The sequence below is a fragment of the Sinomonas atrocyanea genome, assembly GCF_030811715.1.
Classification (GTDB): Bacteria; Actinomycetota; Actinomycetes; order Actinomycetales; family Micrococcaceae; genus Sinomonas; species Sinomonas atrocyanea_A.
In genome coordinates this window covers 560,766-574,605 of sequence record NZ_JAUSRH010000001.1, presented here as the reverse complement: position 1 = coordinate 574,605, position 13,840 = coordinate 560,766, and the positions used below count along the sequence as shown (strand labels likewise).

At 72.0% G+C, this 13,840-nt stretch carries 13 protein-coding genes; 11 read left to right on the top strand and 2 right to left on the bottom strand.

Annotated features, from left to right (window positions below):
- The first annotated feature begins 65 nt into the window (after positions 1-65).
- The 3 genes from serS (at position 66) to J2W21_RS02800 (ending at position 3,672) form a co-directional block, all read left to right on the top strand.
- Positions 66-1,352 (top strand): serine--tRNA ligase, encoded by a 1,287-nt coding sequence (gene serS, locus J2W21_RS02810; protein WP_307112970.1) that lies wholly within the window; start codon positions 66-68, stop codon positions 1,350-1,352.
- 405 nt (positions 1,353-1,757) lie between these two features.
- The gene (locus tag J2W21_RS02805; RefSeq protein WP_307112969.1) at positions 1,758-2,648 is read left to right on the top strand and encodes a hypothetical protein; all 891 of its coding nucleotides are present in this window, start codon (positions 1,758-1,760) and stop codon (positions 2,646-2,648) included.
- Positions 2,649-2,835: 187 nt separating this feature from the next.
- Positions 2,836-3,672 carry an HAD family hydrolase gene (locus tag J2W21_RS02800; protein WP_307112968.1) on the top strand — a complete coding sequence of 279 codons (837 nt, stop codon included), beginning with the start codon at positions 2,836-2,838 and terminating at the stop codon, positions 3,670-3,672.
- Here the strand turns inward: J2W21_RS02800 and J2W21_RS02795 are convergent.
- Positions 3,669-4,292 carry a hypothetical protein gene (locus tag J2W21_RS02795; RefSeq protein WP_307112967.1) on the bottom strand — a complete coding sequence of 208 codons (624 nt, stop codon included), beginning with the start codon at positions 4,290-4,292 and terminating at the stop codon, positions 3,669-3,671. The two genes, J2W21_RS02800 and J2W21_RS02795, sit on opposite strands and share 4 nt — an antisense overlap.
- 233 nt (positions 4,293-4,525) lie before the next feature.
- On the bottom strand, positions 4,526-5,014 hold the full coding sequence (locus J2W21_RS02790; protein WP_066494520.1) for an inorganic diphosphatase: 489 nt from the start codon (positions 5,012-5,014) through the stop codon (positions 4,526-4,528).
- Between the two features lie 167 nt (positions 5,015-5,181).
- Here J2W21_RS02790 and J2W21_RS02785 point away from each other — a divergent pair, with 167 nt between their 5' ends.
- The 8 genes from J2W21_RS02785 to folB all read left to right on the top strand — a co-directional run bounded on the left by J2W21_RS02785 (position 5,182) and on the right by folB (position 13,839).
- A complete protein-coding gene (locus J2W21_RS02785; protein WP_307112966.1) occupies positions 5,182-6,699 on the top strand; it encodes a D-alanyl-D-alanine carboxypeptidase/D-alanyl-D-alanine-endopeptidase in 1,518 nt (505 codons plus the stop codon).
- A 64-nt stretch (positions 6,700-6,763) separates the two neighbouring features.
- Positions 6,764-7,870, top strand: coding sequence for a zinc-dependent metalloprotease (locus J2W21_RS02780; RefSeq protein WP_307112965.1), 1,107 nt, complete (start codon positions 6,764-6,766; stop codon positions 7,868-7,870).
- Positions 7,871-7,977: 107 nt separating this feature from the next.
- Positions 7,978-9,057, top strand: coding sequence for a tRNA lysidine(34) synthetase TilS (gene tilS, locus J2W21_RS02775; protein WP_307113014.1), 1,080 nt, complete (start codon positions 7,978-7,980; stop codon positions 9,055-9,057).
- A gap of 52 nt (positions 9,058-9,109) precedes the next feature.
- Positions 9,110-9,661 (top strand): hypoxanthine phosphoribosyltransferase, encoded by a 552-nt coding sequence (hpt, locus tag J2W21_RS02770; protein WP_307112964.1) that lies wholly within the window; start codon positions 9,110-9,112, stop codon positions 9,659-9,661.
- 164 nt (positions 9,662-9,825) lie between these two features.
- A complete protein-coding gene (ftsH, locus tag J2W21_RS02765) occupies positions 9,826-11,856 on the top strand; it encodes an ATP-dependent zinc metalloprotease FtsH (protein ID WP_307112963.1) in 2,031 nt (676 codons plus the stop codon).
- A gap of 47 nt (positions 11,857-11,903) precedes the next feature.
- Positions 11,904-12,518, top strand: coding sequence for a GTP cyclohydrolase I FolE (folE, locus tag J2W21_RS02760; protein ID WP_307112962.1), 615 nt, complete (start codon positions 11,904-11,906; stop codon positions 12,516-12,518).
- Positions 12,519-12,528: 10 nt separating this feature from the next.
- Positions 12,529-13,434, top strand: a complete 906-nt coding sequence (gene folP / locus J2W21_RS02755) for a dihydropteroate synthase (protein ID WP_307112961.1) — start codon at positions 12,529-12,531, stop codon at positions 13,432-13,434.
- A gap of 6 nt (positions 13,435-13,440) precedes the next feature.
- Positions 13,441-13,839 (top strand): dihydroneopterin aldolase, encoded by a 399-nt coding sequence (folB, locus tag J2W21_RS02750; protein WP_307112960.1) that lies wholly within the window; start codon positions 13,441-13,443, stop codon positions 13,837-13,839.
- The last annotated feature ends 1 nt before the right edge of the window (position 13,840 follow it).

Genomic DNA, 13,840 nt, shown 5'->3' with positions numbered 1-13,840 from the left:
CGGCCCCGGGCGCCAGGTCCCCCCTCGGTGCCGCGGCGGTTCCGCCTGCGGCTAGTCTTGGACTCGTGATCGACGTCAAGGACCTTACTGAGAATCCGGACAAGTACCGTGCGAGCCAGCGCGCCCGCGGGGCGGACGAGGCGCTCGTCGACTCGATCATCGCTGCCGATGTGCGTCGCCGCGGATCGCTGACCGAGTACGAGACGCTGCGCGCCCAGCAGAACGCGTTCGGCAAGAAGGTCGCCGCCGCCAAGGGCGAGGAGAAGCAGGCGCTGCTCGCCGAGGTCAAGGACCTCGCGCAGAAGGTCAAGGCCGCGCAGGCCTCCGCCGAGGAGGCGCAGGGCGAGATGGACCAGCTCATGCGTGTCGTGCCCAACCTCATCGTGGAGGGCATCCCGGCCGGCGGCGAGGACGACTACACGGTGGTCAAGACCGTCGGAACGCCCCGCGACTTCGCGGCTGAGGGCTTCGAACCACGCGACCACCTCGAGATCGGCGAGCTCCTCGGCGCGATCGACATCGAGCGGGGCGCCAAGGTCTCCGGCTCGCGCTTCTACTTCCTGCGCGGCGTCGGCGCGCGGCTCGAGATCGCCCTCCTGCAGATGGCGATGGACCAGGCCGTGCAGAACGGCTTCATCCCGATGATCACCCCGACCCTCGTGCGCCCGGAGACGATGCAGGGCACCGGCTTCGACGTCGCGCACGACGCCGAGATCTACCGCCTCGCCGAGGACGACCTCTACCTCGTGGGCACCTCCGAGGTCCCGCTCGCCGGCTACCACGCCGATGAGATCCTCGACCTCGCCGGCGGCCCGATCCGCTACGCCGGCTGGTCCTCGTGCTACCGGCGCGAGGCCGGCTCGCACGGCAAGGACACCCGCGGGATCATCCGGGTGCACCAGTTCAACAAGGTCGAGATGTTCGTCTACTGCCCGCAGGAGGAGGCCGAGGCCGAGCACGCCCGGCTCCTCGCGTGGGAAGAGGAGATGCTCGCCAAGGTCGAGCTGCCCTACCGCGTCATCGACACCGCGGCCGGGGACCTCGGCATGAGCGCGGCCCGGAAGTTCGACTGCGAGGCCTGGGTCCCCACCCAGGGCCGGTACCGCGAGCTGACCTCGACCTCGAACTGCACGGGCTTCCAGGCCCGCCGGCTCAACATCCGGGAGCGGGTGCTCGATGCCGAGGGCTCGTCCCGTGGCACCCGCGCGGTCGCGACGCTCAACGGCACCCTTGCCACGACACGCTGGATCGTGGCCATCCTCGAGCACCACCAGAACGCCGACGGGTCGGTGAACGTGCCCGCGGCGCTGCGCCCCTACCTCGGCGGCCTCGAGGTCCTCCCGGTCCTGTAGCGCGTCCGCTGCTGCCCTCGGCGGACGACGGCGGGTGCTCGCCCGCCGTCGTGCGCTGTCACCCGCCGCGGTCCCCGCCTCCTGGCACCAGCGCCCTGCGGTTCGGTCAACGCCCCGGTCTCTTTCCCGGGGTATTGACCGAACCGCAGGGTCCTTCGGCGCCGCGGCGAGGCCGGGGTTGTCCACATAGGCTCCCGAGCGGCTCCCAGGCGCGGCTGGAGACGCTGTGCTGGTACCGTGAGATTCCCCCAGGCCGACTTCGCCAGCTCCCTCACAGCCCTCACGGGCCGCACCCCACGTCGACTCGCACGCGCGTATTCCGCGGGCGCCCTCGTTCGGCTACGTCGAGGCGTCTACGTCGCTATCGACGAGTGGTTCGCTGGGACGGCGGCGGACCGCTATGCGATGACGACGGCGTCGCTTGCCGTCGGCGGCAACGCACCGGTGCTGTGCCGCGAGACCGCACTGCTCGCATGGGGCCTCGAGCTCCCGGGCATGCCCAGCCACATCCGCTACCGCACAGACCGGCGCGCGGCCGTGGGCCGAGGTCCTCTGCCCACGCTCTACGGGAACCCCGAGTCAGCGAAGCGCCTGTGGGAGGAACGGGCGCGTGAGCGGCCCTGGCCCCTTCCGCTGGGGTTTCCCGATGCGAAGCACCTGGGCTTCCCCGCAGCAGCCGCGGTCCCCCTCTATCTGCCCCACCTCGACCTCACGCTGCCCCTCGAGCCGTTCGACGAGGCCTTCGTGGACACGGTGCCGAGGCTCAGCTTCGCCGAGGGCCTGGTCTTCGCGGATGCGGTGCTCGCCCGTCGTCCCGGCCTGAAGGTCACCCGGACGCTCGATGACCTCCGGCGGCTGTGCGCCGCGATGGACAACCGCGCCGCGCAGGCGCGCCTGAATCAGGTCCTGGACCTCGCATCAGGGGCGTCGGAATCCGTGGGCGAGTCCCTCAGCCGCGCGCTCATGTGGGAACTGGGATTTGAGATGCCGAGGCTCCAGGTCTGGATCACCAAGGACGGGCGGCGCATCGCCCGTGTCGACTACTACTGGGACCAGATCCGGCTCGTGGGAGAGTTCGACGGCCTGCAGAAGTACCTTCGGTCCCAGAAGCTCAGCGGGAAGTCAGCCTCGCAGGTGGTCGTCGAGGAAAAGCGGCGCGAGGACGAGATCCGCTCGACGGGGGAACGTGTGGCGCGCTGGGTGTGGGCCGACCTTCTGGAACCGGCACGGTTCGCTGCGATCCTGCATCGCGCCGGTGTGCCGCGGCGCACGACGGGGCGGGCGGTCTGGCGTTGAGCGCGGCGCCGCAAGATGCCCTGCGTTTCGGTCAGAGCCGCGGTCCCTTTCCCGTGGCGTTGACCGAACGGGAGGGTCCTTCAGGACCGAAGGGCGGGCACCCGCCGTCGTGAGTTCACCCGGATTTCATGCCGCGTGTGTCATGAGTCCTACGGCATCCACAGGCAGGAGTGCTTCACTAGTACGCATGACTACAACGCTGAATGCTGGCATCGATGACCAGCGCACTGCCTTCAACCGCAAGCTCATCGGGCTCGATGTGGACGGGACCCTCGTCGACCACTACGGGCACATGTCCCCAGCCATCCGCGAGCTCGGTGCTGCGGTCGTCCAAGCCGGCCACGAGGTCGTGGTCGCCACCGGCCGATCCCTCGGTGCCACGCTCCCTGTCGTCGAGCTGCTCGGCGTCGACCACGGGTACGCCATCTGCAGCAACGGCGGCGTGACGGTGCAGATCCACGCCGGCGCCAACGGCGGGTACACGGTGATCGATCGCCGCTCCTTCGACCCGGCCCCGGCGCTCAAGGCGCTGCGCCACCGCCTCCCGAACGCGAAGTACGCCCTCGAGGACATCGAGGGCAACTTCCTCTCCACGGAGCGCTTCCAGGATGCGAGCTTCGGCGTCGAGGCCACCGGTGTGACGTTCGAGGAGCTCCTCGAGGCCGAGGCCGTCAGGCTCGTGGTGTTCTCCACCGACTCGACCGCCGAGGAATTCGGCACCGCGGTGCAGTCGATCGGCCTGCACGGCGTCACCTACTCGGTGGGCTGGACTGCGTGGCTGGACATCGCGGCGCAGGGTGTGACGAAGGCCAGCGGGCTCGAGAATGTGCGCGAGCTGCTCGGCGTCGACCGTGCCCACACGGTCGCGATCGGCGACGGCCGCAACGACATCGAGATGCTCCAGTGGGCCGGCCGCGGCGTCGCCATGGGCCAGGCCCCGGCCGAGGTGAAGTCCGCCGCGGACGAGGTCACGGCGACCGTCGAGGAGGATGGCGCCGCCGCTGTCCTCCGCTCGCTCCTCTAGAGCGCCCCTTCGCGCGCGGCGTCCGCGAGCCCCAGGAGCCGGGCGGCCGCGGGGCGGGCTGCCCACTCCTCGGGCCAGTGCGCCCGGGCGATCGCCTTGGACACGGCCTGCGTCGTGATGCCGAGGGCCTCGGCCACCGCCTTCTGCTGCCCCCGCACCCCAGGCGTGAGGAGGTCGAGCACCCGCCATTCGGCCGCGGTGCGCTTCGCGACGGCGAGGGCGATCAGGCGCAGGATCCCTTCGGCGTCGCGCGCGAGGTCCAGGTTCGGCCCCTCCACGGCGATCGCAGGCCCGTCGCCGCTCGCCTGCGCGCGCTCGACGGCGCGCCGCGAGTGCACGAGCGCCTCGCCGCGCACGTCGGCCACCCCGAGCGGCAGCGGCTCGTCGAGACGCCCGACGCCGATCCCCACGTTCCAGCGCACGTCGCCGCACGCATCGGGCCGGAGGGCGGTGAGGGCGGCGTCCACCACCGGGCCGGGCTCGGCGAAGACGGCCTGGGCCTCGTCGCCGACGGTCCGGTCGAAGGGCACCTCGGGCTGCAGCCGGGCGAGGGCCTTGAGCAGCTCCGGGACACGGTCGCCTGGGCCGCGGTCGCGCTGGTTGATCGTGACCGTGTACATGCACAGAGCGTAGCGGCGGCGCGGTCCTGGGCCGCGGAAGGCGCGGACGCCCGCGGAGGTGGCCCCTCAGCGGTGCGGAGGTGGCCCCTCAACGGCGCGGAGGTGCCCCCTCGACGGTGCGGAGGTGCCCCCTCGACGGTGCGGAGGTGGCCCCTCAACGTGGTTGAGGAGCCACCTCCGCAGGCTTGAGGAGTCACGTACGCGACCTCAAGGAGTCACGTACGCGAGGAGCCCTAGTGGCCCTGGGCCTCGAAGCGCTTGATCGAGGCCTCGAGCTCGGCCTCGGCGGCCGCGCGGTCTGCCCAGCCTGCCGGCTTGACCCACTTGCCCGGCTCGAGGTCCTTGTAGCGGGTGAAGAAGTGCTCGATCTCCTTGATGAGGAACTCGTCGAGGTCAGAGGCCTCCTGGATGTGGTCGAAGCGCTTGTCCGCCGGGACGCACACGAGCTTGGCGTCGCCGCCCGACTCGTCCTCCATGTTGAAGATGGCGATCGGGCGCGCCTCCATGACGATCCCGGGGAACAGGTCCACGTCCGGGTACCAGACGAGCGCGTCGAGCGGGTCCCCGTCCTCGCCGAGGGTGTCCTCGAAGTAGCCGTAGTGCGTCGGGTACTGCATCGAGGTGAAGAGGACGCGGTCCAGGCGGACGCGGCCGGTCTCGTGGTCCACCTCGTACTTCACGCGCGAGCCGCGCGGGATCTCGATCGTGACATCGTGCTTCATGGGTGCTCCTTGCATGGCCCGGGGGCCGGACGGCATCGTTCACGGCGGCCGCCGGGGCCCGGCGCGTGAGGGCCCGGCCACGGCGGCGACTACGATGAAGGATATCTGCCTTGGGGCCCTCGCTCCCCGTATCGAGGCCACACCTGCACCCGAGGACGGAGCCCTCCATGACTTCCGAGCGCGGCCGCCGCACGCCCTGGGGCGGTACGTGGGCGCTCGTGGCCTGTGCCGTCGTCCTGGCGGTCGCGGTCGCCGCCGCGCTGCTGGCCACGGGTACGGCGACCCGGGCGCGCGGGGCGCTGTTCCCGGCCAAGACGCCCGCCGCGACGGCCCCGGCGTGGCTCGCCCCGCCGTCGGCCGCCCCCGCGCTCGAGGGGGCCGCGACGCTCTCGCCGGCCGCCGCGCAGCCCACGGCCGCCGTCCTCGCCAAGGCGCTGGAGGACAAGTTCAAGCCCGCCGGGGGCACGATCAGCGCCACCGTGCTCGACGGCCTCACCGGCCAGACGCTCTACTCGCGCTCCGGCACGGAGGGCCACGTGCCGGCGTCGAACCTCAAGCTCCTCACGGCCGCCGCGGCCCTGACGACCCTCGGACCGGACGCGACGCTCACCACGAAGGCGGTGCGCGGGCAGGACCCGGGCAGCGTGGTGCTCGTGGGCGGCGGCGACGTCATGCTCGGCTCCGGGGCCTCCCAGCCGGACGCCGTGATGGGCCGGGCCGGGATGGCCACCCTCGCGGACCAGGCCGCCGCCGCCCTCCTCCAGGCTGGCGCGCCTTCCGCGCACGACGCCGGCGGGCCGCCCCGTGCGTCCGCCTCACCGACGGTGCCGCTCCCCGGAACGGTCACGGTCCGCCTCGACGACACCCTGTTCACGGGCCCCTCCCTCAACCCTGCGTGGGACCCCGAGGACGTTGCGGCCGGGGAGATGGCCCCCCTCTACGCCCTCGCCCTCAACGCCGGGCGCAGCGCGCCGGGCGCCGCCGGGCCGCGGCCCCAGGACTCCGCGATGGGCGCAGCCACGGCCTTCCGGGCCGAGCTCGCCAAGGACCTCGGGGCCTCGGGGGTGAAGGTCGCCGACGGAGTCGAGCGCGGCCCCGCCCCAGCCGGTGCGCCCCAGCTCGCCGCCGTCCAGAGCGCCACGATCGCCGACCAGCTGGGCTACGCCCTGCGCGAGTCGGACAACTACGCCGCCGAGGCCCTCGGCCGCCTCGCCTCCCACGCCGCGGGCGGCCCGGCCAGCAACGACGGCGCGGTGGCCGCGCTCAAGGCCGCCGCCACCCGGGTCCTGGGCAGCGCGGACGGCTTCCAGCTCTCCGACGCGTGCGGGCTCGCCACCGCGGACCGGGCCACGCCGGCAGCCCTCGCGGGCCTCGTCCGCGCCATGGCCCTCGGCCCGGACCCGCGCCTGCGGGCGGCCCTCGACGGCCTGCCCGTCGCCGCCCTCGACGGCACGCTCGCCGGGCGGTTCGGCGGAGCGGCGGCGGGCGGGGCCGGCGTCGTGCGGGCCAAGACGGGGACCCTGAACACCGTGGCGGCGCTGAGCGGCTACGTCGTCGACGCCGACGGGCGCCTGCTCGTGTTCTCGGTCCTCGCCAACGGGCTCGACCCCGCCAAGCGCCCGCCGGTCCTGGCCGCCATCGACGACGGGGTCGCCGCGCTGGCCGGCTGCGGCTGCAGGGGCTGATCGCCTGCCGCGAACCTCGGGCGCCCCCGGGCCGAATGTCAGCTGCGTGTGGTCGAATGGTGCCATGGATGCCCCGCAGATGGCCGGCCAACTCATCAACTGGGACCTCGCCGCCTCGACGGCGGCCCGGCTCACGCCGCCTGGCCCGGCGCTGAGCGCGGCAGAGGCCAGGGACACGGTGGAGAGCCTGCGCCGCCTGGCGGACGCGTCCGTGCCCCATGTCCACCGCATCACGGGCCTCGCCGTGGCCGAGGACCTCCGCGACTCGCAGCTGCTGATCGTGGACCGCGCCTCATGGGCCAAGGCGAACGCCCAGGGCTTCGAGGTCATGATGGCCCCAGTCCTCGCCCGCCTCGTGGAGAAGAAGGCCAGCGAGCTTACGCCCGCCGCGGCCCGGGTGGGCGGCGCGATCACGGGTGCGCAGCTGGGCGCGATCCTCGCCTACCTCGCAAGCCGGGTCCTCGGCCAGTACGAGCCGTTCGCGGCCCTCGCCCCCGGGTCCACCGTGCCGCCCGCGGGCCGCCTGCTGCTCGTGGCACCGAACATCGTCCACGTTGAGCGCGAGCTCGCGGTCGACCCGGAGGACTTCCGGATGTGGGTGTGCCTCCACGAGCAGACCCACCGGGTCCAGTTCGCGGCGGCGCGGTGGCTGCGCGGGCACATGACCGAGCAGATCGGCAAGCTCAGCGAGAGCCTTGTGGGCAACGTGGACAGCATCATGGAGCGGGCGACGGCGGCGGCGAAGTCCCTGCGCGACCGCACCGGCGCCTCGGCGAACCTCCCGAGCAAGGGCGCGATCCTGGACCTGCTCCAGGATCCCGAGGAGCGCGCGGCGATCTCCCACCTCACGGCGGTCATGAGCCTCCTCGAGGGACACGCCAATGTCGTGATGGACGCGGTGGACGCCTCAGTGGTGCCGAGCGTGCGCACCATCCGCCAGCGCTTCCAGGCCCGCAACGAGAACCGGGGCCCGATCGAGACGTTCGTGCGCCGCTTCCTGGGGCTCGAGGCGAAGATGCGCCAGTACACGGACGGCCAGGAGTTCGTCCGCCACGTCGTGGAGACCGTCGGGATGTCCGGGTTCAACCGGGTGTGGGAGGCCGCCGAGCACCTGCCGACCGAGGAGGAGATCCACGACCCCGCGGCGTGGATCGCGCGGATGGGGCTGTGAACCCGGGGGACTCCGGCGGAGACGGTCCGGCCTGGGACCCCGCCCGCGATGCGGCCTCCCCGGCGCGCCGCCGGCTGCACCCCGCGGTCGGGGCCGCCCGCAACGCGGTGAAGGCCGCCCTCGAGGAGGCCGGCTGGCCGTCGGTCGTCCTCGTGGCCTGTTCCGGAGGCCCCGACTCGCTCGCGCTCGCGGCCGCGGTGGCGCACTTCGCGCGCCGGGGCAGCGTCCGCGCACCCGGCGGCGGGCGCCACCCGCTGCGCGCCGGCGCCGTCGTCGTCGACCACCAGCTGCAGGAGGGCTCCGGCGACGTCGCGCGCACGACGGCGGCCGTGCTGGCCGGGCTGGGCCTGGCACCTGTCCGGGTGGTCGCCGTCGAGGTGCGCGCCGAGGGGGAGGGGCCGGAGGCGGCCGCGAGGGCCGCGCGGCACGCGGCGCTGACCCAGGAGGCACAGGCGCTCGGGGCCGGGGCCGTGCTGCTCGGCCACACCCTCGACGACCAGGCCGAGCAGGTGCTCCTGGGCCTGGCCCGCGGCTCCGGGCCGCGCGCCCTCGGTGCCATGCGGAGGGTCCGGGGCCTGTTCCTCCGGCCGTTCCTCGGTCTCCGCCGAGCCGAGACCCTTGAGATCTGCGCGGCGGAGGGCCTGGCGCCCTGGTTCGACCCCACCAACGAGGACCCCCGGTTCATGCGCTCGCGCGTGCGCTCGTCCGTCATGCCGTTCCTCGAGGCAGAGCTCGGGCCGGGCGTGGCCGAGGCGCTCGCCCGGACGGCCGCCCTCTTGGGCGCCGACGCAGACCTCCTCGACACCCACGCCCAGCGCGCCTACGAGTCCCTCGCGGAGGTGGTCCCCGCCGAACCTGTGTCCGCCGCGGCGGCGCCCGCAGAGGCGACGGCGCGCGCCGGAACCGGTCCGCGCGCCGTCGTGCTCCCCGGGGACGCGCTCCGCGAGCTGCCGTCGGCGCTCCGCGGCCGCGTCATCGCCCTCGCGGTGGCCGAGCTGGGCGGCGAGGCGACGTACGAGCGGCTCCGCGCGGTCGAGCGGCTCCTCGACCGGCGCGGCTCGGCCGGCCCGGTCGAGGTGCCCGGACACGTGAGCGCCTACCGGCAGACCGCGTCGGCCCATGCGGCGGGGACCCGCGGAATCAGTCCCGGCGCACCCGGGGCGCTAGTCTTGGTATCGCACCGCTGAACCCAGCGGCCTCGCGCCCCAGCAGTCACGCTCGCAATCTCAGGAGCCGCAGGTGGAATCGACCGACGTCCAGGCAGATCTCAAGCACGTCCTCAAGTCGAAAGACGAGATCCAGAACCGCATCGCCGAGCTTGCCGCGGAGATCGACCGCGACTACGAGGGCCGCGACCTGCTGATCGTGGGCGTCCTGAAGGGCGCCGTCATGGTCATGGCCGATCTGGCGCGTGCGCTCCACTCGCACGTGACCATGGACTGGATGGCAGTCTCCTCCTACGGCTCCGGCACCCAGTCCTCCGGGGTGGTCCGCATCCTCAAGGACCTCGACTCGGACCTCATGGGCAAGCACGTCCTCATCGTCGAGGACATCATCGACTCGGGCCTGACGCTCTCGTGGCTCAAGACCAACCTCGAGTCGCGCGGGACGGCCTCGGTCGAGATCTGCACGGCCTTCCGCAAGCCGGACGCCGCCAAGGTCTCGATCGACGTCAAGTACGTGGGCTTCGACATCCCCAACGAGTTCGTCGTGGGCTACGGCCTCGACTACGCCGAGAAGTACCGCAACCTCGACTTCGTGGGCACGCTCGCGCCGCACGTCTACGAGTGAGCATTTCGCCCTGAGCGCACCGGCGGGAACTTCCCCGCCTCGGGGGGAACTTTTGCCCGTCTCCATGCGTGAACGCTTCCGAACGGTGTCATGCTGGTGGCCACACTCTGGTGCATGACGGTACCGGTGCATGAGAAGAAGGGACGGGGCCCAGCCCCGATTTCATGAACGTCAAGAGCTTCGTCAAGGGTCCGGGAATCTGGATCATCGTTGTGATCGTCCTGCTGCTGCTGGCCTTCGGGACCCTCGCACCGGGCGGCAGCACGCGCGTGGACACCTCGGTGGGGCTCCAGCTCATCAAGGACGGCAAGGTCTCCCAGGCGAAGATCTTCAACGGTGACGAGCGCGTCGACATGGTCCTCAAGGACGACTATGTCGTGGACGGGCAGGACAAGGGCAAGAACGTCCAGTTCTACTACGTCACCCCGCGCGGCACCGACGTCGTCAACACGATCGACGCCGCCAACCTGCCGCAGGGCTTCTCCGACCAGCCGGTCGAGAACAACTGGTTCAGCTCCATGCTGTCCCTCCTCATCCCCGTCGTGCTCCTCGGGGCGCTCTTCTGGTTCCTGCTCTCGCGCATGCAGGGCGGCGGCAGCCAGGTCATGAAGTTCGGCAAGTCCCGGGCCAAGATGATCACCAAGGACATGCCCCAGGTGACCTTCTCCGACGTCGCGGGCGCGGACGAGGCCGTCGAGGAGCTCCACGAGATCAAGGAGTTCCTCCAGGACCCGGGCAAGTTCCAGGCCGTCGGCGCCAAGATCCCCAAGGGCGTGCTCCTCTACGGCCCTCCCGGAACCGGCAAGACCCTCCTCGCCCGCGCCGTGGCCGGCGAGGCCGGGGTGCCGTTCTTCTCGATCTCCGGCTCCGAGTTCGTCGAGATGTTCGTCGGCGTCGGCGCGTCCCGCGTGCGCGACCTGTTCGAGCAGGCCAAGGCCAACGCCCCCGCGATCGTGTTCGTCGACGAGATCGACGCGGTGGGCCGCCACCGCGGCGCCGGGATCGGCGGCGGCAACGACGAGCGTGAGCAGACCCTCAACCAGCTCCTCGTCGAGATGGACGGGTTCGACCCGAAGGCCAACGTCATCATCATCGCGGCCACCAACCGGCCCGACGTCCTCGATCCGGCCCTCCTGCGCCCGGGCCGCTTCGACCGGCAGATCCCGGTCGAGGCGCCGGACCTCCTGGGCCGCGAGCACATCCTCTCGGTCCACGCCAAGGGCAAGCCGCTCGCGCAGAACGTGGACCTCAAGGCCGTGGCGAAGAAGACCCCGGGCTACACGGGCGCGGACCTCGCGAACGTCCTGAACGAGGCCGCGCTCCTCACCGCGCGGTCCAACGCCCAGCTGATCGACGACCGTGCCCTCGACGAGGCCATCGACCGCGTCATGGCCGGCCCGCAGAAGCGCTCCCGCGTCATGAAGGACCTCGAGCGCAAGATCACGGCCTACCACGAGGGCGGCCACGCGCTCGTCGCCGCGGCGCTGCGCAACTCCGCCCCGGTCACCAAGATCACGATCCTCCCGCGTGGCCGCGCCCTCGGCTACACGATGGTCGTGCCCGAGGAGGACAAGTACTCGGTCACGCGCAACGAGCTCCTCGACCAGCTCGCGTACGCCATGGGCGGCCGCGTCGCCGAGGAGATCGTCTTCCATGACCCGTCCACGGGCGCCTCGAACGACATCGAGAAGGCCACGGGCACCGCCCGCAAGATGGTCACCCAGTACGGCATGAGCGAGCGCGTCGGCGCGGTGAAGCTCGGCCAGGGCGGCGGCGAGCCGTTCCTGGGCCGGGACGCCGCCCACGAGCGCAACTACTCCGACCAGGTCGCCTACGTCGTGGACGAGGAGGTGCGCCGCCTCATGGACCAGGCCCATGACGAGGCGTACGAGATCCTCACGGACAACCGCCACGTCCTCGACCGCCTCGCCTCCGCGCTGCTCGAGCACGAGACGCTCAACCAGCGCGAGATCGCCGAGATCTTCACCGACGTGCGCAAGCGCGACTTCCGCGAGGTCTGGCTCTCGAAGGGGACCCGCCCGGTGCAGGACATCCCGCCGGTCGAGACCGAGTCCGAGCGCAGGGCCCGCGAGGAGGCCGCGAAGGCCCGCCACGAGGAGCCCCTCGACGTTGGCCAGGCCCATCATCCGCACGGGGAGCAGGAGTACGTCAAGGACCGTCACGACGGGGTGTGACGGCCTCGAAAGGGACCTGTACGCCACGCACCGATAGGATCATTGACGTGACCCACTTCGATGACGACGACGTGTCCGCGCTGCCCGCCGAGGCCGAGAAGATGGATCTGCCGCGCATCGAGGCGGCCGTGCGCGAGATCCTCCTCGCGGTCGGCGAGGACCCGGACCGGAGCGGCCTGAAGGACACCCCCAAGCGCGTGGCGAAGGCCTACGCCGAGACGTTCGCCGGGCTGCACCACAACGCCGAGGAAATCCTCGGGGTGACGTTCGACATGGACCACGAGGAGCTCGTTCTCGTGAAGGACATCCCGTTCTACTCGACGTGCGAGCACCACCTCGTGCCGTTCCACGGCGTCGCGCACGTCGGCTACATTCCCTCCCATGACGGCCGGGTCACGGGACTGAGCAAGCTCGCCCGCCTGGTCGACGTCTACGCGCGCCGGCCCCAGGTGCAGGAGCGCCTCACGACCCAGGTGGCGGACGCCATCGTCAGCCACCTCAAGCCCCGCGGAGTGATCGTGGTCGTCGACTGCGAGCACATGTGCATGTCCATGCGGGGCGTCCGCAAGCCGGGCGCCCACACGGTCACGAGCGCCGTCCGCGGCCAGCTGCACGATCCGGCCACCCGCGCCGAAGCCATGAGCCTCATCCTCGGAAAGTGAGCACACGATAGTGGACTCTCTCGCAGCAGCGCCCGGAACCGGGCCGAACACCTCCCCCCTCCCCGTACTCCGCAAGCCGCGTCCCAAGGCCACCTTCGCGGACCTGCCCCGGGACCGCGCCGTCGTCATGGGGATCCTCAACGTCACCCCCGACTCGTTCTCCGACGGCGGCGCTCACGCGCAGGCCGATACCGCGATCGCCGCCGGCCTGCGCATGTTCTACGCGGGCGCCGACATCATCGACGTCGGCGGCGAGTCGACCCGCCCCGGCGCCGATGAGGTGCCCGAGGACGTCGAGCAGGAGCGCGTGCTCCCGGTCATCGAGGCACTGGCCAAGGCCGGGGCCCTCGTGTCCGTGGACACCCGCCGCGCGAGCACGGCCGCCAAGGCCCTCGACGCAGGCGCCACGATCGTCAACGATGTCTCCGGGCTCGCCGTCACGGACGAGATGATCCGGCTCGTGGCCGAGCGGGACGCCTACTACGTCCTCATGCACAACCGCGGCGACTCGAAGTCCATGGACGGGCTCGCCTCCTACGGCGACGTGGTCGAGGACGTCATCGCCGAGACCCTGAAGGTCCGCGACCGGCTGCGTGCCGGCGGGGTGAGCGACGCCCGGATCATCCTCGATCCCGGCCTCGGCTTCGCCAAGCACGGCGAGCAGAACTGGGAGCTCGTCAAGCACGTCGGCCGGTTCACCGCGCTCGGCTACCCGGTCCTCGTCGCCGCCTCCCGCAAGCGGTTCCTCGGTGAGCTGCTCACGAGCGCCGGCAAGGCCGCCGAGCCGAAGCAGAGGGACGCTGCCACCGCCGCGATCACCGCCCTCGCGGCCGCGGCGGGCGCATGGGGCGTTCGCGTGCACGACGTCGCGGCGAACCTCGACGCCGTCAAGGTCGCCGCCCGGGCGAAGGCCTAGGGCACGGTGGGCAACCCCCCGGGCGCCGGCGTGGCCAGGACCCGCAGGCCCGACCTGATCACCCTCACCGGGGTCACGGCCGTCGGGCACCACGGGGTGCTGGACTTCGAGCGGCGCGACGGGCAGCCCTTCGTGGTGGACGCCGTCCTGCACGCCGACTTCGGTGCCGCGGCCTCGTCGGACGATCTCTCCCGCACGGCCAGCTACGCCGAGGTTGCCGAGCGCATCGTCGCCCTGGTCGAGGGCGACCCGGTCGACCTGATCGAGACGCTCGCCGTGCGCCTCGCCGAGACGATCCTGGCCGAGTTCCCGGTCGACGCCGTGGAGCTGACGGTCCACAAGCCGCAGGCCCCGATCACCGTGCCGTTCGGCGACGTGTCCGTGACCGTGTTCAGGGAGCGCTGAG